Source organism: Halovivax gelatinilyticus (genome assembly GCF_024300625.1).
Taxonomy (GTDB): Archaea; Halobacteriota; Halobacteria; order Halobacteriales; family Natrialbaceae; genus Halovivax; species Halovivax gelatinilyticus.
The window spans coordinates 754,492-774,663 of the sequence record NZ_CP101322.1 but is presented as its reverse complement, the minus strand read 5'-3'; the positions used below and the strand labels follow the sequence as shown (position 1 = coordinate 774,663).

Annotated in this window: 21 protein-coding genes; 11 read left to right on the top strand and 10 right to left on the bottom strand. The window is 64.6% G+C overall.

The features are described from left to right. Positions 1–109: 109 nt before the first annotated feature. Positions 110–949, top strand: coding sequence for a proline dehydrogenase family protein (locus tag NKH31_RS03765; RefSeq protein WP_254863806.1), 840 nt, complete (start codon positions 110–112; stop codon positions 947–949). 136 nt (positions 950–1,085) lie between these two features. Further along, positions 1,086–1,763: a DUF502 domain-containing protein gene (locus tag NKH31_RS03760; protein ID WP_254863805.1), complete on the top strand. Its 678-nt coding sequence runs from the start codon at positions 1,086–1,088 to the stop codon at positions 1,761–1,763. 491 nt (positions 1,764–2,254) lie between these two features. Here the strand turns inward: NKH31_RS03760 and NKH31_RS03755 are convergent, their stop codons facing one another. The 4 genes from NKH31_RS03755 to cofH form a co-directional block, all read right to left on the bottom strand. Further along, positions 2,255–3,184, bottom strand: a complete 930-nt coding sequence (locus NKH31_RS03755; RefSeq protein WP_254863804.1) for a branched-chain amino acid transaminase — start codon at positions 3,182–3,184, stop codon at positions 2,255–2,257. Positions 3,185–3,282: 98 nt separating this feature from the next. Further along, entirely contained in the window at positions 3,283–3,948 is a 666-nt protein-coding gene (gene ribB, locus NKH31_RS03750) for a 3,4-dihydroxy-2-butanone-4-phosphate synthase (RefSeq protein ID WP_254863803.1), read from the bottom strand. A gap of 1 nt (position 3,949) precedes the next feature. Continuing rightward, entirely contained in the window at positions 3,950–4,651 is a 702-nt protein-coding gene (locus NKH31_RS03745; protein WP_254863802.1) for a DUF120 domain-containing protein, read from the bottom strand. 105 nt (positions 4,652–4,756) lie between these two features. Beyond that, positions 4,757–6,163, bottom strand: a complete 1,407-nt coding sequence (gene cofH / locus NKH31_RS03740) for a 7,8-didemethyl-8-hydroxy-5-deazariboflavin synthase subunit CofH (protein ID WP_254863801.1) — start codon at positions 6,161–6,163, stop codon at positions 4,757–4,759. A gap of 253 nt (positions 6,164–6,416) precedes the next feature. Between cofH and NKH31_RS03735 the strand changes: the two genes are divergently transcribed. The 4 genes from NKH31_RS03735 to NKH31_RS03720 all read left to right on the top strand — a co-directional run bounded on the left by NKH31_RS03735 (position 6,417) and on the right by NKH31_RS03720 (position 11,722). Beyond that, complete coding sequence (locus tag NKH31_RS03735) at positions 6,417–7,436, top strand: phosphoribosylaminoimidazolesuccinocarboxamide synthase (protein WP_254863800.1); 1,020 nt, start codon at positions 6,417–6,419, stop codon at positions 7,434–7,436. 78 nt (positions 7,437–7,514) lie between these two features. Further along, a complete protein-coding gene (gene purS, locus NKH31_RS03730; RefSeq protein ID WP_254863799.1) occupies positions 7,515–7,766 on the top strand; it encodes a phosphoribosylformylglycinamidine synthase subunit PurS in 252 nt (83 codons plus the stop codon). Next, the gene (gene purQ, locus NKH31_RS03725; RefSeq protein WP_254863798.1) at positions 7,763–8,437 is read left to right on the top strand and encodes a phosphoribosylformylglycinamidine synthase I; all 675 of its coding nucleotides are present in this window, start codon (positions 7,763–7,765) and stop codon (positions 8,435–8,437) included. Before purS ends, purQ begins: the two co-directional genes overlap by 4 nt. A 108-nt stretch (positions 8,438–8,545) precedes the next feature. Beyond that, on the top strand, positions 8,546–11,722 hold the full coding sequence (locus NKH31_RS03720; RefSeq protein WP_254863797.1) for a PAS domain S-box protein: 3,177 nt from the start codon (positions 8,546–8,548) through the stop codon (positions 11,720–11,722). A 64-nt stretch (positions 11,723–11,786) separates the two neighbouring features. On the opposite strand, the gene NKH31_RS03715 is transcribed toward NKH31_RS03720, so the two are convergent. Continuing rightward, a complete protein-coding gene (locus NKH31_RS03715; RefSeq protein ID WP_254863796.1) occupies positions 11,787–12,320 on the bottom strand; it encodes an inorganic diphosphatase in 534 nt (177 codons plus the stop codon). 191 nt (positions 12,321–12,511) lie between these two features. Here NKH31_RS03715 and NKH31_RS03710 point away from each other — a divergent pair, with 191 nt between their 5' ends. Next, a complete protein-coding gene (locus NKH31_RS03710; RefSeq protein WP_254863795.1) occupies positions 12,512–12,871 on the top strand; it encodes a PadR family transcriptional regulator in 360 nt (119 codons plus the stop codon). 85 nt (positions 12,872–12,956) lie between these two features. Here NKH31_RS03710 and NKH31_RS03705 read toward each other — a convergent pair whose 3' ends face one another. Beyond that, on the bottom strand, positions 12,957–13,697 hold the full coding sequence (locus tag NKH31_RS03705; RefSeq protein WP_254863794.1) for a DUF7108 family protein: 741 nt from the start codon (positions 13,695–13,697) through the stop codon (positions 12,957–12,959). A 121-nt stretch (positions 13,698–13,818) separates the two neighbouring features. On the opposite strand from NKH31_RS03705, the gene NKH31_RS03700 reads away from it, so the two are divergent. Continuing rightward, on the top strand, positions 13,819–14,115 hold the full coding sequence (locus tag NKH31_RS03700; RefSeq protein WP_254863793.1) for a hypothetical protein: 297 nt from the start codon (positions 13,819–13,821) through the stop codon (positions 14,113–14,115). A gap of 24 nt (positions 14,116–14,139) precedes the next feature. Here the strand turns inward: NKH31_RS03700 and rnhA are convergent, their stop codons facing one another. Continuing rightward, positions 14,140–14,733 carry a ribonuclease HI gene (gene rnhA / locus NKH31_RS03695; protein ID WP_254863792.1) on the bottom strand — a complete coding sequence of 198 codons (594 nt, stop codon included), beginning with the start codon at positions 14,731–14,733 and terminating at the stop codon, positions 14,140–14,142. Positions 14,734–14,893: 160 nt separating this feature from the next. Between rnhA and NKH31_RS03690 the strand changes: the two genes are divergently transcribed. Further along, a complete protein-coding gene (locus NKH31_RS03690) occupies positions 14,894–15,862 on the top strand; it encodes a transcription initiation factor IIB (protein ID WP_254863791.1) in 969 nt (322 codons plus the stop codon). 216 nt (positions 15,863–16,078) lie between these two features. Here NKH31_RS03690 and NKH31_RS03685 read toward each other — a convergent pair whose 3' ends face one another. Next, positions 16,079–16,708, bottom strand: coding sequence for a DUF4399 domain-containing protein (locus NKH31_RS03685; RefSeq protein ID WP_254863790.1), 630 nt, complete (start codon positions 16,706–16,708; stop codon positions 16,079–16,081). 146 nt (positions 16,709–16,854) lie between these two features. Here NKH31_RS03685 and nreA point away from each other — a divergent pair, with 146 nt between their 5' ends. After that, positions 16,855–18,159, top strand: a complete 1,305-nt coding sequence (nreA, locus tag NKH31_RS03680; RefSeq protein ID WP_254863789.1) for a DNA repair protein NreA — start codon at positions 16,855–16,857, stop codon at positions 18,157–18,159. A gap of 115 nt (positions 18,160–18,274) precedes the next feature. Further along, positions 18,275–18,466: a hypothetical protein gene (locus tag NKH31_RS03675; RefSeq protein ID WP_254863788.1), complete on the top strand. Its 192-nt coding sequence runs from the start codon at positions 18,275–18,277 to the stop codon at positions 18,464–18,466. Positions 18,467–18,472: 6 nt separating this feature from the next. Here NKH31_RS03675 and NKH31_RS03670 read toward each other — a convergent pair whose 3' ends face one another. Then, positions 18,473–19,546: an AI-2E family transporter gene (locus tag NKH31_RS03670; RefSeq protein WP_254863787.1), complete on the bottom strand. Its 1,074-nt coding sequence runs from the start codon at positions 19,544–19,546 to the stop codon at positions 18,473–18,475. A gap of 115 nt (positions 19,547–19,661) precedes the next feature. Continuing rightward, positions 19,662–20,129 carry a DUF302 domain-containing protein gene (locus NKH31_RS03665; protein ID WP_254863786.1) on the bottom strand — a complete coding sequence of 156 codons (468 nt, stop codon included), beginning with the start codon at positions 20,127–20,129 and terminating at the stop codon, positions 19,662–19,664. Positions 20,130–20,172 lie beyond the last annotated feature (43 nt).

Here is a 20,172-nt window from a genome sequence, read left to right as displayed (position 1 = left end):
CGCATTCACTTTCGATCGGGACCGCCGGCCGAGTAGGGGTAGCTTTCGCTACCGGCCACGACGGTCCGGATCATCAACGCACATATATCCGGGCTCCGATGGGTTGAGTATGCTTCCGCCGATCGCTCGCCGGTTCGTCGCCGGCGAGAGTTCCGACGCCGCGCTCGATCACGCCCGCGAGTTGAACGGGCGCGACGTTTCGGTCATCTTGAACCTGCTCGGAGAGCACTACGACGAACCGGATCCGGCCGAAGAAGACGCCGCAACCTATCGCCATCTGGTCGACGAGATCGCCGAGGCCGACCTCGACGCGTGCATCTCGATCAAACCCTCCCAGCTCGGCCTCGACCTGGGCGCCGACGCCTTCCGCACCCTGGTGACGGACGTCACTGAGCACGCCGCCGACCGCGACGTCTTCGTCTGGATCGACATGGAAGATTACACCACGACCGACGTGACGCTCGACGTCTTCACCGACCTCGCGCGCGAACACGACGGCGGCGTGGGCGTCTGCGTCCAGGCCAACCTGAAACGCACGCGCGACGACGTCGAACGACTCGCCGACGTTCCCGGAAAGGTCCGGTTCGTCAAGGGCGCCTACGACGAGCCCGCGTCCGTCGCTTACACCGACAAGGGACGAGTCAACGAGGCCTATCGCGACCTCCTCGAGTACGCATTTGCCGAGTACGACGGCGGTATCGCCATCGGAAGCCACGACCCCGAGATGATCGACCTCGCGAAGGAGCTCCACGACGAACACGGGACCGACTTCGAGGTGCAGATGCTCATGGGGGTTCGCGAGGACGCCCAGTACGACCTCGCCGCGGAGGGCTACGAGGTCTGGCAGTACGCACCGTACGGCGGCAAGTGGCTCTCGTACTTCTGGCGACGCGTCCGCGAGCGCAAGGAGAACCTCTTCTTCGCCCTTCGGGCGGTCCTCGGACGGTAGATACGGTTCGCCGACGGTATCGAGCGCATAGATCGCGCTCGAGCGCTCCGCAACCGATTCGTACCCGTTCATCCCGTAGCCATCGACACGACACAAAATGAACACGCTCATAGGGGCCGGGTGTGAGTGATCGATCATGACCTCGTGGAAGCGAGACTTCGCAAGCGGCCTCGTCGTCCTCGGGCCGATTCTGGTCACCCTCTTCGTCCTCCTCTGGCTCTACGGCCTCGTCTCGTCGCTGACGCCGACGTTCATCCTCACCGATGAATTTCTCGAAGGCATCCTCGGCGAGACGGACGCGGCCCAGCGCCTGGCCGGCTTGCTCCGGGTCCTCATCACGCTCACCGTGCTCGTCATCCTGATCTTCGCGGTCGGCTACCTGATGCGGACCACGGTCGGCGGCCTCGTCGAACGAATCCTCGACGACCTCGCCAACCGACTCCCCGGCCTCCGCGTCGTCTACAACGCCTCGAAGATGGCCGCAGAAACCGCGTTCGGCGAACAGGACAGCCTGCAGGAACCGGTCAAACTCGAGGTGTGGGACGGGCTCAGAATGACGGCGTTTCGAACCGGAAAAACGACCGAAGACGACCGTGAAGTGCTCTTTCTCCCGACCTCGCCGAACATCACCACCGGGTTCGTCATCGAAGTTGACTCCGCTCGCCTAACCGAAATCGACGAGGACGTCGAAGACGCCCTCACGCGCGTCCTGAGTGCCGGCTTTGGCGACGCCGACCGCAACCGAGACGCCGACGCCGGCATCCCAATCGACGTCATCGACGAGGGCCGCACCGAACGGACGGACGACGACTAGAACCGAACTTTTTCTCTGCGTGCGGTCGCTTCTGCGACCGCACTCGGAAAAACTTCGATGAAAAGCACGGCGTCACCCCCTCAGCCGCGACTTCGTCGCGGCTTCGAGGGATTCCTTGGCCCGCTCGCAACGTCCGTTGCTCGCGGTTGAGCCACTACTTCACAACCCAGCCTTTCCCCGGATCACACGCTCGCCGAATTTCGGCGAGCGTGTTCACGGCCACAAACTAAGCTCGGTATCAAATAACCGAGTTCGATGGCCGTGAGCGTCTCTTGACGCGAAGCGCCGAGGACGTGATCCGGGGAAGGGCTGGCATAGATGAGAAACCACCGCGAACGAACGACGTGAGTGAGCGGGCCGACGAGTGACCACCGGGAGCGAGGAGCGCTTTTCATCAACGTTTTTCCGAGCGTCGGCGCGGCGTAGAGCGCCGTGCGCTCTCGCCGCGACACGAGCGCAGCGAAAAAGGTTGCAGCGAAAAAGTTCGTTGTCTATGCGTAGGTGAACCACTCGTCGTAGTCGTCGGTTCGGCGTTCGACGACCTCGAAGAATTTCGATTGGATCTCCTCGGTGACGGGTCCGCGGGTGCCGTCGCCGATTTCGACGTTGTCGACGCGTCTGATCGGCGTGACCTCGGCGGCCGAGCCGGTGAAGAAGAGTTCGTCGGCGGTGTTGAGTTCGCCCCTAGAGATGGTCGCCTGATCGTAGACGGTGTAGCCCAGGTCGCGCGCGAGCGTGATGATTGTCTCGCGGGTGATGCCGTCGAGGATGGACTGAGAGAGCCCGGGCGTGTAGAGGTCGCCGTCGCGGACGAGGAAGATGTTCTCGCCGGGGCCTTCGGCGACGTGGCCCTCTTTGTTGAGGACGATCGCCTCGGCGAAGCCGTTGCGACGGGCTTCCTCGCCGGCGAGCAGGCTGTTGACGTAGAGGCCGGTGGTCTTCGCGTTGGTGGGGATCTGGCTCGAGGCGTGTTTGCGCCAGGACGAGACCATCACGTCGATGCCCTCCTCCAGGGCGTCCTCGCCGAGGTAGGTGCCCCACGGCCAGACGGCGATGGCGGTGCGCGTCGGGCAGTCGCCGGGGCTGACGCCGAGTGACTCGTAGCCGTAGAACGCGATCGGGCGAATGTAACACGACGACAGGTCCTGGCGACGGATGAGTTCGAGCGTGGCCTCGGTGAGTTCCTCGGGCTCGTGGTCGATCTCCATCTCGTAGGGCGCAGCCGACGCGTAGAGTCGATCGAGGTGTTCGGGCCAGCGAAAGATCGCCGGTCCGCGCTCGGTTTCGTAGCAGCGCGCACCCTCGAAGACGCCGGTGCCGTAGTGGAGTCCGTGCGTGAGAACGTGGATCTGGGCGTCCTCCCAGTCGACGAACTCGCCATCCATCCATATCGTGTCGACGTCCATGTCGTCGAATCCCATGCCTACTGGGTGGCAGAGGTGTCTACTAAGTGTTCGTGTTGTGCCCCGGGGGTTGCTGTGCTGTTCGACAAACCTGAGAGTTGACGCTCGCTGGCCGGTCACCGAAGCCCGTCGACGATCTCGCGTCCTTCGAGGTAGACGAAGTCGTGTCGAGCGGCGTAGGCGCGTGCGTCGCCGGGGGTGAGCGCGCCGCCGGTCGCGTCGTCGAGCATCTCGCAGACGACGACCGCCGGGTCGGCGCCGGCCGCGTCGGCGAGCGCGAGGCCGAGTTCGGTGTGGCCCTCGCGCTGGGAGAGACCGTCCGGCGCGCCCTTGAGGAGGTGGACGTGGCCGGGAACGCGAAATCGATCGCCGAAGGAGATGGTGCCGGGTTCGCGTGCGGCCGCGGCGAGTTCGCGGATGGTCAGCGATCGATCGGCGTCGGTGATGCCGGTGTAGGTGTCGCGGTGGTTGACGGTGAGCGAGAACGACGAGCGCTCGTCGTAGCCGAGGTCGTGGGCGTTCGTGGCGGGGTGGTCGACGGCGTCGGTGTAGAAGGGAAGGTCGAACGCCTCGGCGACCTCGTAGTCGAGGGCGACGCAGACGAGTCCACCCGCGTCGTTTCGCAGCCGCGAGACGGCGTCGGTCGTCACGGCGTCTGCGGGGTAGATCAGGTCCGTCTCGCCCTCGCGGTCGGCGGCGTCGTGAACGCAGACGGGGTCGCCGCTAGCGAAGGCGTCGATCGCGTGTTCGAGCGCGCCGGACGCGGACTGATAGCCGGACATATCAGTGGGCCCCGACGTGGATGGTCACGTGGTCGCCGTCGGTGAGGTCGAGGGCGTCTCGGAGTTTTTCCGGGGCGATAACCTCCAGTTGATCGTCGTCGTGGTGGGTTCGCTCCGGGGCGATGGTGTGGACCGCCGCCGTCTCCCCGTCTGCGGTCTCGATCGTCGCGGGGTGACAGACCGCCGGGCCGTAGGTCCGGTCGTCGTCCTCCCAGCCGTCGATCGGGATCGGTTCGACGGCCTCCATCGCGCGCCGTCGCGGAACCGCCTCATCGCGGAGTTCGACGTTGAGCGTTCCCGGGAACGGGTCGTAGCCGAGCCGATCCTCGAACTGGCGCTGGTAGCCGGGAAGTGAGATGTAGTGGCGGCCTTCGCCCATCCCGCTCGTGACGGTCCCGTCGAGGTCGACCTGTGGGGCCGTCTCGAAGATTCGCCGGTACTCTTCGTAGGCCGTCCGGAGTTCGCGCTCGCCCTCGTCGGTGATGGCGATCCACTGCCCGTCGCTCACCGTATCGCGCTCGATCAGCCCGGAACTCTCCAGACGCTGGAGTCGTCTCGACGCGGTCTGGTTCGACGCGTCGAGCCGCTCGGCGAGGTCGGCACAGGAGAGCTTGACATCCCCTCCGAGCCCGCCCGAGAGCGCCAGCAGCTTCAGCGTGGCCCGCTCGTCGTGGCCCACGGCGGACGTCGCAGTCAGTGACATACGTCTAGTGTTTCCGTGATCGCGTAAAAGCGTACCGAATGTGGCACACATAACAGATATGTTATGGGGGTCGTCGCCGTACCTCACGAGGGAGTCTCGATCACTTCAATCGTTCGGTAGCGGGTTCGATTCCTCGGCCAGAAGCGGTGTTCCGTCTGCCTTCGGCCCGAGTCGGGGGCCGATCGGCGATTCGTCGGGGTCGATGACCCGTCGCCGCTCGTAATCCGTCGATCGTTCGACGGGGATCCGGCCGATCGAGGTGATGAGATCGACGTAGTCTTCGAACGAGCGGAACTCGCCGAACTCGCCGCCGGCGCGTTTGGTAATCTCTTCTGAAAGGATCGTCCCCATGAAGTCGTCAGCGCCGCAGGTGAGCATCTTCAGCCCACCCTCGTCGCCGTACTTCACCCAGGAGGACTGAATGTGGTCGACGTTGTCGAGAAAGAGCCGCGAGACGGCGATCATCAGCTCGTCCTCGGCCCGGCTCGCACCGCCCGAGACGACGCCGTGTTCGTACAGCGGCGTATTCTGGTGGACGAACGAGAGCGGGACGAACTCCGTGATGGCGCCGTCGACGCGCGCTTGCAGGTCGCGCACCGCCTTCAGGTGGTGGGCGCGGTGGGCTTCGTTCTCGACGTGGCCGTACATGATGGTCGCGGTGAGTCCGAGCCCGACCGAAGCCGCGGCTTCCATCGCGTCGAGCCATCCCTGCGTGTCGATCTTGCCGGGACAGATCACCTCGCGCACCTCGTCGACCAGGATTTCCGCGGCGGTACCTGGAACGGTGTCGAGTCCGGCGTCCCGGAGGCGGCGGTAGACCTCCTCGTAGGACCACTCGGTTCCCCGGCGGGCGTGGGCGGCCTCTTCCGGCGTCATCGAGTGGACGTGGACGTCGTCGACGGCCATCGCGGCCACCTGTTCGACGTAGGTGCCGGGATCGACCGCGTAGGTGTCCGGCGTCTTGTAGTTGGATCGCCGATAGGCCGCCTTCGGATCTTCGTTCGCGTAGCCGTCTAGGACCTCGCGGTGCTCGTCGTCGAGCGCGAACGCGGGGTGGAGCCCGGAAACCGAACACACCTCGTAGATGCCGCGAGTGACGGCGTCGGTGACGATCTCTCGACTCTCGGCCGGCGTCTTCGTGAACCCGGGCACTTCGGCCGATCGCTCGTTTGCGGTCTCGAACGTGTGGGCGGCGTCTTTGAAATTACAGAACAGGCAGCCGACGTTACAGGCGGTCGTGACGTTGTTGTTGAGGTTGGCGACGAACGTCACCTCGTCGCCGACGACATCCTGCCGGCGGTGGTCGGCGGCCCGGAGCACGCGCTCTTTCCGACCGGGGTCGATCCCCTCGACGTCGGTTCCGGTCGTCAGGAGTTCGATCGCATCGTCGACGGTGAGACGCTCGCCGTCGTGGGCCTTCGCCAGCGCGTTCTCGAACGACTGGTCGGTCTCGGGAAGGCAGTCGTACTCGAGATCGTCTGCGCGTGGAACGTCGCTCGCTGGCTCGGCCATCGACCGAGTCGAGGCTTCCCCGGGAGAAAAACGTGGTGATAGCGACATCCGCACTCGGCTGTCGTCGGTCAACCCCCCATTTCGGTGTAACGCTCCCGCCGTGACATCACGTCGATCGGCAGTGATCGTCTCGGAACTGGCGGTCGGTCCGGGCACTCGCCGAGATCGCGGCGCGGACTGAAACCTTCTTGGGGGCGCCACACAGACCCTACGGTATGGACGCAGCCGGACCCGAACTGGCGGGGTGTCGCGCGTGACGAGCGTCAAGGAATTTCGCATCGAGGAAGCGGCTACCGCGGACGAACTCGGCCGCGGCTCGTTCGTCTTTACCGACGATTACTCGGTCTTCGACTGGGGGAAGATGCCCGATACGATTCCGCAGAAAGGCGCGAGTCTCTGTACCATGGGCGCGTTCAACTTCGAGATACTGGAAGAAGCCGGCGTTCCGACGCACTACCGGGGTGTCGTCGAAGACGGGCGAGTCGTCTCGCTCGAGGAAACCTCGTCGCCGCCGCGGGAGATGGCGATCGACCTGACGCGGGTGCCGGCCCTGCCGAACGAGGGTCGAACCTACGATTACGACGCCTACCACGCCGAGGCGGGCGAGAACTACCTGATTCCGCTCGAGATCATCTTTCGCAACGAGGTTCCCGTCGGGTCGAGTCTCCGGCGACGAACCGATCCGACCGATCACGATCTCCCGTTCGACGACTGGCCCGACGAGCCGGTCGACCTCGAGACGCCGATCGTCGAGTTCTCGACGAAGTACGAGGAGTCCGATCGGTATCTCACGCGCGATGAAGCCGGCGCGATCGCCGGCGTCGCGTCGATCGACGAGTTAGACGAGATCGCCCGCGCGGTGAATCGCCACGTAACCGCGCAGGCCGAAACGGCGAACCTCGATCACCAGGACGGCAAGATCGAGTGTCTCTACTACGACGGCGAGGTCCGCGTCGCCGACGTCGTGGGCACGTTCGACGAGAACAGATTCGGCTACGAGGGAACCCAGCTCTCGAAGGAGGTCATCCGTCAGTACCACAAGCGCACCCAGCCCGAGTGGGTCGACGCGGTCGAGGAGGCGAAGGCGACCGCCGAGCGAGAGGACCGGGCCGACTGGAAGTCTCTCTGTGAGCGAGATCCCGAACCGCTCGCGGCGGACGTCGTCGAGACCGCTCGCGACATGTACTGTGCGGGGACGAACGCCTACACCGGCGTCGACTTCTTCTCCGCGCCGTCGCTTTCGACGGCGATCGGCGCCGTGAGTCGACTGTAAGCGGGGTACTCGCTCGTCGCCGTGGGCCGCGCCCGCGAGACGAAAGCGTTTTTGAGCCCGCTCGCTCGCCTTCAGGTAATGACGGCGTATACTGCGACGGTGACCGTGCGTCTGAAGCACGGCGTCCTCGACCCCGAAGCCGAGACGACGAAGCGGGCGCTCGAGCGACTCGATTTCGACCTCGAGGCGCTTCGATCGGCCGACCGGTTCGAGATCGACCTCGAGGCGGCCGACGCCGAGGCGGCCGCGTCCCGGGCCGACGAGATGGCCGAACGATTGCTCGCGAATCCGACCATCCACGACTACGAGGTCACCGTCGAGGAACGATGACCGTCTCCATCGTCCGATTCGGCGGGTCGAACTGCGATCGCGACGCGGCGCGCGCACTAGCCCACCTCGGAATCGACGCCGAGATCGTCTGGCACGAAGACGGGCTTCCGGCCGAGACGACCGGAATCGTGCTCCCGGGCGGGTTCTCCTACGGCGACTACCTCCGCGCCGGGGCGATGGCCGCCCAGTCGCCGATCATCGACGAGGTCACCGCGCGTGCGGCCGACGGCGTGCCGGTTCTTGGCATCTGCAACGGCGCGCAGATCGGCTGTGAGTCGGGACTCACCGACGGCGTCTTCACGACGAACGAGAGCGCCCGATTCCAGTGTGAGCCCGTTCACCTCCGCGTCGAGCGCGCCGATACCCCGTGGACGGCGGCCTACGACGAGGGAGACGTCGTCCACATTCCGATCGCCCACGGCGAGGGGCGCTACGAGATCGACGCGGACCGCCTCGAAGAGATCGAGGCGGATGATCGCGTCCTCTTTCGCTACTGCGATGCGGACGGCGCCGTCACCGAGGAGGCGAACCCGAACGGCTCCGCACACAACGTCGCCGGCGTCCTCGGCGAGCGCGAGACCGTCGCGGTCATGATGCCACACCCCGAGCGGGCGACGCTGGATCACGTCGGTCCGACCGACGGCCAGGGCGTCCTCCGCGCGTTCGAGTGAGCCTTTTCGCTCGGTCGGACAGGACTGACGGTCTATTCGGTACAGCTAAAAGGTTAATGAGGGGGTAGATCCATCTTGCGAGACAGGGACGGGAACGAGGATCGACGAATGTCAGATTCTATCTCAGTGTTGCACGTCGCGCCGGCTGGCACGCCGGCGCTCGGGATCGAGGGGGCGGATTCGCCGTTCGAGGTCGAACGGTGTTACTCGGTGGCCGCCTGTCGCGAGCGGTTGGTGGGTGTAGACTGCGTGGTGGTCGGATCCGGATTCGAAGACGCCACGCCGATCGACTGCTGTCGACTCGTCAGCGAACACGCGTCCGGTACGCCCGTCGTACTCTGTCCGGCCGACGGAAGCGAATCGCTCGCGGGTCGTTCGATCGCTGCGGGGGCCGACGGCTACGTTCCGCTGGTCGAGGCCGACGACCTGTTGGGCGAGCGGTTGCTCGACGCGCTTTCGGCCGATGAGCGCCGTTCTCCGGCGACGGGGAGTCGGCGCGATACGGCGACGTACTCGCCGACGTGGTCGGATATGGTCGTCGATCAGGCGCCGCTCGCGATCATCGAGTGGGACCTCTCCTACGAAGCGGTGCGGTGGAACGACGCCGCGGAGGAACTGTTCGGTTACGCCGCCTCGGAGGTGATCGGCGAACCGGCGATCGAGATAATGGTCCCACCGCGCGACCGCGAGGCCGTCCTCGATCACTGGAAGCGCCTGGTCGAGACGGGCGAGAGCGATCGCGAACTCGGACGAAACGTCCGAAGCGACGGCTCGATCTGCGTCTGTGAGTGGCATAACAGCCCGATCAAAGACGAATCGGGCGACGTAACCGGCATCCTCTCGTTCGCCCAGGAGGTCACCGACGAAGTCCGCCGATCGGATACCCTAGAGGCGTTACAGTCGACCACGCACCGGTTGATGCGCGCCAGGTCGGACGAGGAGATCGCGGATATCGTCGTCGAAGCGGTGACGAACGTTGTCGACCGCGCCCGCGCATCCGTTCGGTTATACGACTCGACGCGGGAAGCGCTGACTCTCGGGGCCGTTTCTGCAGATGTCGGGCCATCAGTGGAAGGGACGACCATCGGGAAGGGGGACGGGACGCTCTGGGACGCCTTCGACCGGGGTGAGTCGATCGTCGTGGAATCGATCGACGACGTGGATCTCCCGTACGACCTCGAGGTCGCCATCGGGACCGTCATCTGCATGCCGATCGGGGAGCGGGGCCTCCTGACGATCGGGTCGACGGCCGATACCTCGTTCGGGCAGGTCGAGTACCACCTCGCCGACGTCCTGGCGGCGACCGCTGCCGTCGCGCTCGAACGGGTCGATCGTGATCGCGAACTTCGCCGGGCGAAAACGATCGTCGAAACGGTCGGCGACGGCGTCTACGCGCTGGACGACGCTGGCCGGTTTACCACGGTCAACGACACCTTGCTGTCGATGACCGGGTGCGAGCGGGAGGCGCTTCTCGACGCACACGCGTCCGCGGTGTTCCCGTCAGACGCCAACGAGCGAGCGCTCGCGGTCGTTACCGGATCGGCGTCGGAATTCGTCGCAGCGTGCGACGGTGCGGATCCGCGCGACACCACGCTGACGACCGAAATTCTCCTCGAGACGGCGGGTGGCGAGACGATACCGTGTGAGGTGACGACGAAAGTGGCCGACGACGCGGAGGCGATGGGGACCGTCGGTATCGTCAGGGACGTCAGCGACCGAGCGGCGATGCAACAGGCGTTGCTCGATCACCAGACCAAGATTACCAACCTCCACGAGGTCGTCTCCCGGCTCGAGGCGTGTGAGACCAGAGCGGACATTTACGAGGAGACTGTCGAGGTCGCAGAAGGTGTCTTACAGTTCGACCTCTGCGTGGTGAGCGAGGTCGTCGATTCCGTCCTCGAACTGCACACTCTCTCGTCCGGCATCGATCCGGATCAGTTCCAGACGCGTCGGTCGCTTGACGAGGGGCTCGGCGGACGGACCTACACCGAGGGACGGACGTTCCGGGTGAACGACGTTCCCGGGTCGGCGGAGGCGAAACCGCAGGATGAGGGATTCAAGTCGGGATTGAGCGTTCCGATCGGCGAGTACGGCGTGTTCCAGGCGATATCGACCGAGTACGATGCGTTCGACGAACGGGACGAAGAACTCGCCGAACTCCTGATCAGCCACGTCGTCGACGCCCTCGACCGGCTCGCGTTCGAGGCCCAGCTCGTCGCCGAGCGAGACCGCTTTGCCGTCCTCTTCGAGAACGTTCCCGACGCCGTCGTCGCCGGGCCGCACGTCGGTAACGAGTTCATCGTCGAGGACATGAACTCGGCGTTCGAAGAGACGTTCGGGTTCGACCTCGAGACGCTCGAAGGCGAGCCGATCGACGAGTACATCACGGGGCCCGAACGACGCGACGAGGCCCGGGCGATCAACAGTCGGAGCGAGGCGGGCGAGGTCATCGAGACGGAAGTCAAGCGGCGAACGACCGACGGTCTCAGAGATTTCATGCTTCGCGTCGTCCCGTTCGAGGTCGAAGACGGCGGAAAGTACGCCTTCGGTGTCTACACCGACATCACCGAGCAAAAACAGCGACAAAAACGCGTCGAAGTGCTAAACCGGGTGCTGCGACACGACTTACGAAACGGGATGAACATCATCGAAGGGAGCGCCGAACGACTCGCCGCGTTGGCCGACGACGAAGAGGCCGAGCAGTATTCGAAGGCGATCAGCGCGCGAACGGACGAACTCATCAGCCTCGCGGCGAAAACGCGCGTCGTCGAGCGGACGCTCGATCGCGGTGCGCTGGCGTCCGGGCCGGTTGACGCCGTCGACGCGACGGAGGCGGCGATCGGGCGCGTGGTCGATCAGTACGGATCGGTCGACGTCGACCGTTCGCTACCGGCACGCGCCCACGTTCGGGCGGACGACCTGTTGACGGAGGCGATATACAACGTCCTCGAAAATGCAGTCGAACACTCGGACCGTGACGTTCCCGGCATCTCGGTCTCGATCGAAGCGGCGGGGGCTGACGAACCGATCGCGATCACGATCGCGGACGACGGGCCGGGTATTCCCGACGAGGAACGACAGTTGCTCGAAGAAGAGCGAGAGATCACGCAACTCAGACACGCGAGCGGGCTCGGCCTCTGGCTGGTCGATTGGGTGGTCACCCAGGCCGGGGGTGAACTCCAGTTCGCCGAGAACGAACCGCGCGGGACGATCGTCGAGTTACGATTGCCGGCGTCGACGGCTCCCTTCGACGACGAGACATCGACGTCGACCGTTTCCGAGTGAGCTTCGCCCGCGCTGGCTGTGGCGTCACTGATCGCGTGTACGTTCGTCGAAGAATCGTAGGAGGCTACCCGAAGTGTTCGGCGTAGAGGTCCTGGGCGTGTTCGATCGCGTCGTAGGCGGCCTGACGATCCTCCCAGCCGAGCGTTTCGACTTCTTTGCCGGCCTCTAAGTTCTTGTAGGTCGCGAAGAACTCGTCGATCTCCTCGCGGGTCTGCTGGGGGATGTCTTCTACGTCTTCGATGTGATCGAACCGGGGATCTTCGGTCGGGACCGCGATGACCTTATCGTCCTGTTCGCCGTCGTCGTCCATTCGCATGAGTGCGACCGGGCGGGCTTCGATGATACAGCCCGGGAAGGTCGCGTCTTCGACGAGAACGAGTACGTCGAACGGGTCCTCGTCGTCGTAGTAACTCTGCGGGATGAAGCCGTAGTCAGAGGGGTAGTGGACGTTCGAGTGCAAGACGCGGTCTAAGACGACGCCGGGGACGTCCTTGTCGTACTCGTACTTGTTTCGCTCGCCTTTCAGACACTCGATCACGGCGTAGATCGTTTCTGGCGGGTTCGGTCCGGTTTCCAGGTCTTCCCAGAGATTCGTCATCCATCGGAGTATCCGTGGTCGATCAAAAAGTACTTTCGTAATAACGTTGGATATTACACGGACGACATCTGCGCTGTCGCCCAGCGGATCGTCCGAAGCTGGTGATATCGCGGGTGTCTCGGCGGTACCCACCGAACTGCACGCCTAACCCGTAAGAAAGGGTTAAATAGATCGGTGACATTACCCAAACTATGTCAGAGGCACAATCAATCAACGACGACGGACGCACAGCCCGCGATCTCACCGCATTCCAGAACAACATTCTGACCATCCTCTCGACGGAGGCCATGTACGGACTGGCCATCAAGCGCGAACTCGAGTCGTACTACGACACCGAGGTCAACCACGGTCGGCTCTACCCGAACCTGGACGAACTCGTCGATCTCGGTCTGATCGAAAAGAGCGAACTCGACAAGCGCACGAACCAGTACGAACTCACCGACGAGGGCTTCGAGGCCGTCCTCGACCAGCTCGAGTGGACGCTCTCGAAGATCGTCACCGACGAGGACCGCGCAGACCAAGTCGACGCCCTGATCGACGACAGCTACTAACCGTCCACTACCGGTTACTTTTTCGCGCCAGTTTCCTCGACAGTGCCGACGGTATTTGCGCGCGCCGTCGTCCGATCGGCTCTGCTCACCGTTCGAACGAATCGGGTTCCGTCCCGCCTGTCCGCAGTGATTCCGGGATCGAAATCGTCGGCATCGGCTCGCCGCAGGCGTCGAATACGTGCTCGATCGACCGGGTGACGACCGCCCGCTGTGCGCGCGATGGCCAGGCGTTCCGCGGGTAGTACTCGGCGAGGAATGTCTCGATCTCGGTGGCGGTGGCGGACGGGATCGGTTTCGCGCAGTGGTTTCCCATGAAGTCTGCGAACGTGTCGGCGTTCGCGGCGTGAACGTCGCCGTGACGGGTCCGAACGGTCTCGACGAGGTCGCGATTCGCCGCGTCGAGGGCGTCCCAGTCGTCCGGGTCGCCCGGGCCGGCGAGGCGAAGTTCGACCGCCTCCGAGAGGTCGTCGATCCGGTCGGTCCGAACGACGCCGTCGTCGAGCCACGACGCGGGGTGACAGACCAACGTCTCGTCCGTCTCCCGGAGGCGCGCGGTGTAGCCGCGTTCGGCCAGCAACTCGTCGCGTCGGTCGGTGTAGGCCGTTCGTTCGTTCTCGTCGACGGCTCGCCTCGCGAGTCGGGTCAGTCGGCAGACGTCGCGAAGGAGCGCTGCGGGGAGGGCTTCGTCGGCGAATCGGTCCGGGGTTGATTCGTCGTCGCTCCCCTCGGACGGCGATTCGATCGCGTCGTCGAGCAGCGCGTCTACTCGTTCGTCTGTGTCTTTTCCGTCCGCGTTCGGGCGTTCGTTCGCTCCTGGGGCGGTCATCCGGTTGTGCGCCGTTCGGTGCAATCGCACATCCGCCTGTCGGTTTCGTCCGACGCGTCGAGGTCTCAGTTCGCGGAGAAACGCCGTAGCGTTTTAGTGTGCCGTCGCGTCATCTTCGCGTATGCTAGAAGAGACCGAACTGGAGCGCGACGTGGTACAACTGGCGGTCAGGGAGGCGATTTCCCTCGCGCTCGAGACGCCGCTCGGCGAGCCCATCAGGGAGGCGGTCGCCGCCGACGAACCGCAGGTAGCGGAGGCCCCGTCCGCCGACGAGGCGGTCGACGTCGAATCGACGCCGGCGGAGCCCGCGACGGAGACGACCGGTGACCGATCGACGGTCCGGACGATCGGGGTTCTCGCCGCCGTAGCGATCGGACTCTACGTCGCGATCCGGTGGCTCGGCGACGACGGGAACTGAGACGAACCTCGTACGACCGACCGGCTACGAACCGTCCAGGGCCTCGTTGGCGAGTTCGTCCGCGCGCTCGTTGACCGCGCGCGGGACGTGTTCGATCGTCCACTCGTCGAACGATGAGAGGTGTTCACAGACCGTGACGCGTTTCTCGCGCAGCTCGGGATCGTTCGTGTCGTACTCGCCCCGAACCTGTTTGACGATCAACTCGGCGTCGCCGCGACAGTGGAGTTCGTCGAATTCGTACGCCCTCGCGGCCTCGAGTGCGGCGATCAGCGCCTCGTACTCCGCCTGGTTGTTGGTGGCTCGGCCGATCCGTTCTCCACCCTCGGCGACGATCCCGTCGCTCGTGACGAGCACCCAGCCGACGGCCGCGGGGCCCGGGTTGCCGCGGGCGGCGCCGTCCCAGTAGAGGTGTGCTCTGCCGCCGCCGTCTCTGAGCAGCGCCGCTAGGTCAGTGGGTCGCCCGCCCTGGATGACTACTTTCTCGTCGTAGGCGACGGCCGTCGCGTCGCCGCGCGAGGCTCGCCAGCGTTCGTGGGAGGTGTTGCCGTCTTCGATGGTCACACCAGCGGATTCAAGGCGCTCGCGCGCGTCGTCGACGTCACACTCGATGACCGGCATCGATCCACTGGAGTGGAATCGGGGATAAAACCTTTCTGGTTTCTCGCTGAATTTCAGGCGTATTCGGCCACAAAATACCAGCAAGCGTCGAAATCCGGGATCACGACCACGCACCGAACAAAAGGTTTATATGTGGTAAAGATACTACTATAAAAGTGCGATGACACGGTCCACCCGCCAGCGGGAGCGCACGCGCGAGACGGTCGAGGTCGAGGACGATGAACAAGAGGGGGTACGAGCCTGTCCGGAGTGTGAATCCGATAACCTGGTAAAAGATTCCGACCGAGGAGAACTAATCTGTGAGGACTGCGGACTCGTTGTGGAGGAAGAAAAGATCGATCCGGGCCCCGAGTGGCGAGCGTTCAACCACCAGGAGCGCCAGGAGAAATCCCGCGTGGGTGCGCCGACCACCCAGACGATGCACGATAAGGGGCTGACGACGACGATCGACTGGAAGGACAAAGACGCCTACGGTCGCTCTATCTCGTCGAAAAAGCGCAGCCAGATGCACCGACTGCGCAAGTGGCAAGAGCGCATTCGAACGAAAGACGCCGGCGAGCGAAACCTTCAGTTCGCGCTATCGGAAATCGACCGAATGGCCTCTGCGCTGGGTGTTCCCCGCTCGGTTCGCGAGGTCGCGTCGGTCATCTATCGTCGCGCGCTCAAAGAGGATCTCATCCGTGGGCGGTCGATCGAGGGCGTTTCGACCTCCGCACTCTACGCCGCCTGCCGGAAGGAGGGCATTCCGCGCAGCTTAGAAGAGATCTCCGAGGTCTCGCGGGTCGAGCGAAAGGAGATCGGCAGAACGTATCGCTACATCTCCCAGGAACTCGGCCTCGAGATGAAACCCGTCGACCCGAAGAAGTACGTCCCCCGCTTTTGCTCCGAACTCGAACTCTCCGAAGAGGTCCAGACCAAGGCTAACGAAATCATCGAAAAGACCGCCGAAGAGGGCCTGCTCTCGGGTAAATCCCCCACCGGCTACGCCGCCGCGGCCATCTACGCCGCGTCGCTGCTCTGTAACGAAAAGAAGACCCAGCGGGAAGTCGCCGACGTCGCGCAGGTCACCGAAGTGACCATTCGGAACCGCTACCAAGAACAGATCGAAGCGATGGGAATCCACGGCTAAACAGCCGCGAGTCGGTCGCCGACGACGGTGTGGACGGTTCGTCGGCGCGTTCGACAGATCGCTTTCTCCGCCCGGCCCCACCGTCTCGATAGTTTACGGTTCACCACCGACGCCAGCCAGTGACGTCACGCGGTATCGGTTCAGTCCGAGCCGAGCGCGCCATCGGCCGTCGTTTCAACTGCCGTCCGTCTCGTCGTTTTCATAGTCGGTCGGCGTCTATTCGTCATCGGTGTCGTCGTCTCCATCGTCGGCAGCGTCATCAGCATCGTCGACGGGGAACGCACCCTCGTCGTCGGGGTCGTGTTCACCGTTTCCGTTCTCGACGCTGATAGCGATCTCGTCGGTCATGTCGAACGCGACGTGGGCGCTGTCTCCGGGTTGGGCGATGAGGGTGTACTCGCCTTCGGAGAGGTCGAGTTCCATCTCTTCTTCGCCGCCATCTAGGTGCAGGTAGCCGGGACCATCCGTGATGGGTTCACCCGGGTCAACTGGCTCGCGATCGATCAGGATGTGGTGATGGCCCGTGTCGTCCGCCAGTTCGCCGTTGTCTCCCGTCGCGACGAGGTCGAAATCGGTGACTTCGAGTTCGACCGTAAACGGACTCTCGACGGTGTCGCCGTCTTCCGGTTCGACGAACGCGACGCTGCCGGTCGGGTCTTCGTGATCGATCTCGTCTGTGACCGGATCGGCCGTCTCGTCGTCGGACGGGTCTGTATCGTCGCCGGCGTCGTCAGGTTCCGTCTCATCGTCGGCCGCTGGGCCGGCCCCGTCCAGACACCCGGCCGCGACGCCGACGCTTCCCAATGCGCCTGCTGCGAGCAGTCTTCGACGTGTCACGTCGTTCATCACGGAATCCTTCACCGAACCTGCCCTAAAGTGACGAGCGGGCACATGCGCGCGTCGGCATCGAGCCGTGCCATCCTCGATGATCCGCAAACTCTAGCGGCCCGCGAACTCAACATTCAACACCACGCGAGACGTATCCGGCGTCAATGCGCCTCGACGAGTACATCGAGGACCTAGAACCCGACGAGGAGGCGAGACGTCGCCAGCTCGCAAAGGAGAAGTCCTACGCGATCACCGACTACGTGAGCGACGTCGAGCGCCGCTTCGACGACGCGATCAGCGGCGACGCCATCGTCGGCTCGACCGCCCCCTCGATCTTCGTCGGACGATCGACGTACCCCGACGTCCCCGTCGGCCTGCTCTCGCCGGTCGGCGACGAGACCCGCGCGACCGAGTACGTCACCAGCGGCGAGTGGTACCGCGAGGGCTACGGCATCGACGACGTGCTTCAACGGCGCACGGGGCTGTTGAACTCCAGCAAGCGGGCGAACGTCGACGCCCCGAGCGTGGCGTCGCGTCTGGCCCCGTCGGTACACGACGTCTGGGACGGGTTCGTCGGCGTCCAGCGCGAAGTGGCGATCGCCGACCGACCGGTCGACATCGAGATCGGTCTCGACGGCAAACCGGACCTCGGCCTGGACGTGGGGACCGACGTCGCGACGCCCCGGGGCCCGCGCGCGACGGCCCGCGACGCGGAACTGCGGGAGAATCCGCACGTCCCCCGGCAGGTCGAAAAGACCTTAGAGGACGACGACTGGCAGGCCCAGGGAGCGATGGCCTACCTCTACCGACGAGGGTTCGACGTCTACGAGATCAACTCGATCCTCTCGGCTGGGGCACTCGGTAAGGCGGAAAATCGTCGCCTCGTCCCGACCCGCTGGTCGATCACGGCCGTCGACGACGCCGTCGGCGAGTTCCTCCGCGGGCGGATCAAGAACAACCCGAGCGTCGACGAGGTCGAAGTCTGGATGAACGAGTACGTCGGCAACCGCTACTGGGTGATCCTCGCGCCGGGAACCTGGGAGTTCGAACTCGTCGAGATGAAAGCCCCCGGCAGCGTCTGGAACCCGGAATCCGGCGGGAATATCTGGATGGGCGCCGCGAGCGAGGGGTACGCGGGCCGGTCCGGCTACGTCGAGGAGACCGCCGGCGCCTACTACGCCTCACGGCTCGGCGTGCTCGAACACCTCCAGTCGATCGGTCGACAGGCGAAGTGTCTGGTCCTTCGAGAGGTTTCAGACGAGTACTGGGCGCCGGTCGGCGTCTGGCAGGTCAGAGAGAGCGTCCGAAACGCGTTCGACGGCGAGTGCGGGACCGCCCAGACGTTCCACGAGGCCGTCTCGACCGTCGCCACGCAGTTGCCGGTCTCGCTCGCGCGATTGCGGCGCAAATCGGAACTGGCCGCCGGTCTCCAGTCGAACCTCTCCGCGTTCGCCGCACGAGACGACTGAGATCGACAACGTCGGCTCTACGAACCGATCCAGTCGCTGGCTCTACGAACCGATCCACCGCCGAACGACGCGCGAAGCGAACGGATTTTTACCCGTACCGTCCGTCTGAGTATCCGTGCTCGAACTCCTCTTACTCATCGTGATCCTGATCGGGGTCCCGGTACTGGTGGTGTCGATACTCGCCGGGATGGCGGCGTGGGTCAGAGAGAACGCAGAACGCGACCTCGAAGCGATGGCCGAGGCGGGCGAGCGAGAGTCGCCGACCGACGCGGTTGCCGAAGACGGTGAGGACGACTCGGAGACCTGAGGTCGCCTACTCGGCCCGCTGGGGCGTCGGTGTCGGCTCCGATTCCGGACTCGCTAGCTCGGTCCAGTTCTCGCTGAAGACGGTGAGACTCGCCTTGAAGACGGCGAGCAGGACCGGGCCGAGAAAGAGCCCGAGGATGCCGAGGAGGTAGATTCCGCCGATGACGCCGACCAGGACGACGGCGGGATGGAGGCCGGAGCCTCTATCGACGAAGATGGCCCGGAGGTAGTTGTCGACGACGGAAAGGACGGCCACCCCGTAGGCGAGCAACAGCAGGCCGCCGACGACGTCGCCGGTGAGCAGGAGGTAGCCGACCGCCGGCGCCCAGACGAGCCAGACGCCGATGACGGGCATGATCGAGACGACGATCATCACGACCGTCCAGAACGCGACGTTCGAGACGCCGACGAGGTAGAGGCCGATTCCGCCGAGGACCCCTTCGACGATCGCGACGAGCAGGTGGCTGTGGATCACCGCCCAGGTGACGTTCGAGATTTCGCCTTCGAGTTCCTTCTGTACCGGTTTTCGAAGCGGCGTCACCTGCCGGATCCAGCCGACGAACTCGCGACCGTCGACGAGGAAGTAATAGAGCAAGAACGCGAGGATCATCAACCCGAAGCTGGTGTGGATGGTCGTGTTGATCACGCCGACGAGCTCCGAGAGGACGAACTCCGAGGCGGTGTAGCCGACGTCCTCGATGGCGCCCTGAATCGTCGATTCGATCTCCGCGACGTCGTGGGGTGACAGTCCGAGCTGTTCGATCATGACGGTGCGCGCGGACTCGTGAATCGCCTCGATATCGCCCTCTTCGATGCGGTCTACGTACTCGAGCGCCGTCGAGAGGATGATGAGCGAGAAGACGATCATCGGCACGATCGCGACCACGAACGCCGCGGCGGTCAGCGTGATCGCGGAGACGCGCGGGCCGACGCGCGGGGCGAGCCGTCTGTGGACCGGGTAGAGGACGAACGCGAGCAGCGCGGCCCCGAGCACGTACTGGAGAAACGGCGCGACCATCAGATAGCCGACGACGCCGAGACCGACCACGAGCACGGCGAAGAATCCGGTCCGAACGTCCATAGTTCGGGCTGTCGTCACGTTCATATAAGCTTTCACGTTCGCGCGGCGCGAACGTGTCGTCCGAACCCCTCGCGGACGCGTCGGTCGACGACGGATCGGTGAGGTGTTCCGACCGTTACGCAACCGTCCCGGACTCGTCGACCGTATCGAGCCGGTCGAACACTTCCTCGACGAGTTCGCCCGTCCGGTCGACGATGTCGTCCCAGGCGTCGGAATCCGGTGTCATCCCGAGGAGGCGGGCGATTTTCATGATCGACACGTGGTAGACGCGCTGGCGGCCCGGGGCTTCCTCCCAGACGATCACGTTGCACGGAAAGAGCCCGCCGATGCGCATCGTCTCGTCTAACGCCTCGTTCGCGATCGCGGGGTTACACGCTCCGAGGACGTAGTAGGGATCCCGGTCGGCATCCACCTTCTCGTTTAGCAGTTCCGAGGGGGAGAACTCGACGGGGATCCCGAACCCGCAGTCGGTACACACCGTGCGGACGTGTTCGATCGCCTCCTCGTGATCCATCTCCATGATCGCCTGTTTCTCGCCGTAGTCGGCCGGATCGAGGTCGGCCGGATCGAATGGCAGGGCCATACGTGTCCCACGCGATGGCAGAATAAAACCCCTCGTCGTCGGC

Bases quoted from the DNA above. Each gene is read 5' to 3' on its own strand.
- NKH31_RS03700 (WP_254863793.1), top strand. From the start codon at position 13,819: ATGCTAGAAGAGACCGAACTGGAGCGCGACGTGGTACAACTGGCGGTC.
- NKH31_RS03690 (WP_254863791.1), top strand. From the start codon at position 14,894: ATGACACGGTCCACCCGCCAGCGGGAGCGCACGCGCGAGACGGTCGAG.
- NKH31_RS03720 (WP_254863797.1), top strand. From the start codon at position 8,546: ATGTCAGATTCTATCTCAGTGTTGCACGTCGCGCCGGCTGGCACGCCG.
- rnhA (WP_254863792.1), bottom strand. From the start codon at position 14,733: ATGCCGGTCATCGAGTGTGACGTCGACGACGCGCGCGAGCGCCTTGAA.
- NKH31_RS03745 (WP_254863802.1), bottom strand. From the start codon at position 4,651: ATGTCACTGACTGCGACGTCCGCCGTGGGCCACGACGAGCGGGCCACG.
- NKH31_RS03715 (WP_254863796.1), bottom strand. From the start codon at position 12,320: ATGACGAATCTCTGGGAAGACCTGGAAACCGGACCGAACCCGCCAGAA.
- nreA (WP_254863789.1), top strand. From the start codon at position 16,855: ATGCGCCTCGACGAGTACATCGAGGACCTAGAACCCGACGAGGAGGCG.
- NKH31_RS03760 (WP_254863805.1), top strand. From the start codon at position 1,086: ATGACCTCGTGGAAGCGAGACTTCGCAAGCGGCCTCGTCGTCCTCGGG.
- NKH31_RS03685 (WP_254863790.1), bottom strand. From the start codon at position 16,708: ATGAACGACGTGACACGTCGAAGACTGCTCGCAGCAGGCGCATTGGGA.
- purS (WP_254863799.1), top strand. From the start codon at position 7,515: ATGACGGCGTATACTGCGACGGTGACCGTGCGTCTGAAGCACGGCGTC.
- NKH31_RS03710 (WP_254863795.1), top strand. From the start codon at position 12,512: ATGTCAGAGGCACAATCAATCAACGACGACGGACGCACAGCCCGCGAT.
- cofH (WP_254863801.1), bottom strand. From the start codon at position 6,163: ATGGCCGAGCCAGCGAGCGACGTTCCACGCGCAGACGATCTCGAGTAC.
- NKH31_RS03755 (WP_254863804.1), bottom strand. From the start codon at position 3,184: ATGGGATTCGACGACATGGACGTCGACACGATATGGATGGATGGCGAG.
- NKH31_RS03765 (WP_254863806.1), top strand. From the start codon at position 110: ATGCTTCCGCCGATCGCTCGCCGGTTCGTCGCCGGCGAGAGTTCCGAC.
- purQ (WP_254863798.1), top strand. From the start codon at position 7,763: ATGACCGTCTCCATCGTCCGATTCGGCGGGTCGAACTGCGATCGCGAC.
- NKH31_RS03665 (WP_254863786.1), bottom strand. From the start codon at position 20,129: ATGGCCCTGCCATTCGATCCGGCCGACCTCGATCCGGCCGACTACGGC.
- NKH31_RS03705 (WP_254863794.1), bottom strand. From the start codon at position 13,697: ATGACCGCCCCAGGAGCGAACGAACGCCCGAACGCGGACGGAAAAGAC.
- NKH31_RS03670 (WP_254863787.1), bottom strand. From the start codon at position 19,546: ATGGACGTTCGGACCGGATTCTTCGCCGTGCTCGTGGTCGGTCTCGGC.
- ribB (WP_254863803.1), bottom strand. From the start codon at position 3,948: ATGTCCGGCTATCAGTCCGCGTCCGGCGCGCTCGAACACGCGATCGAC.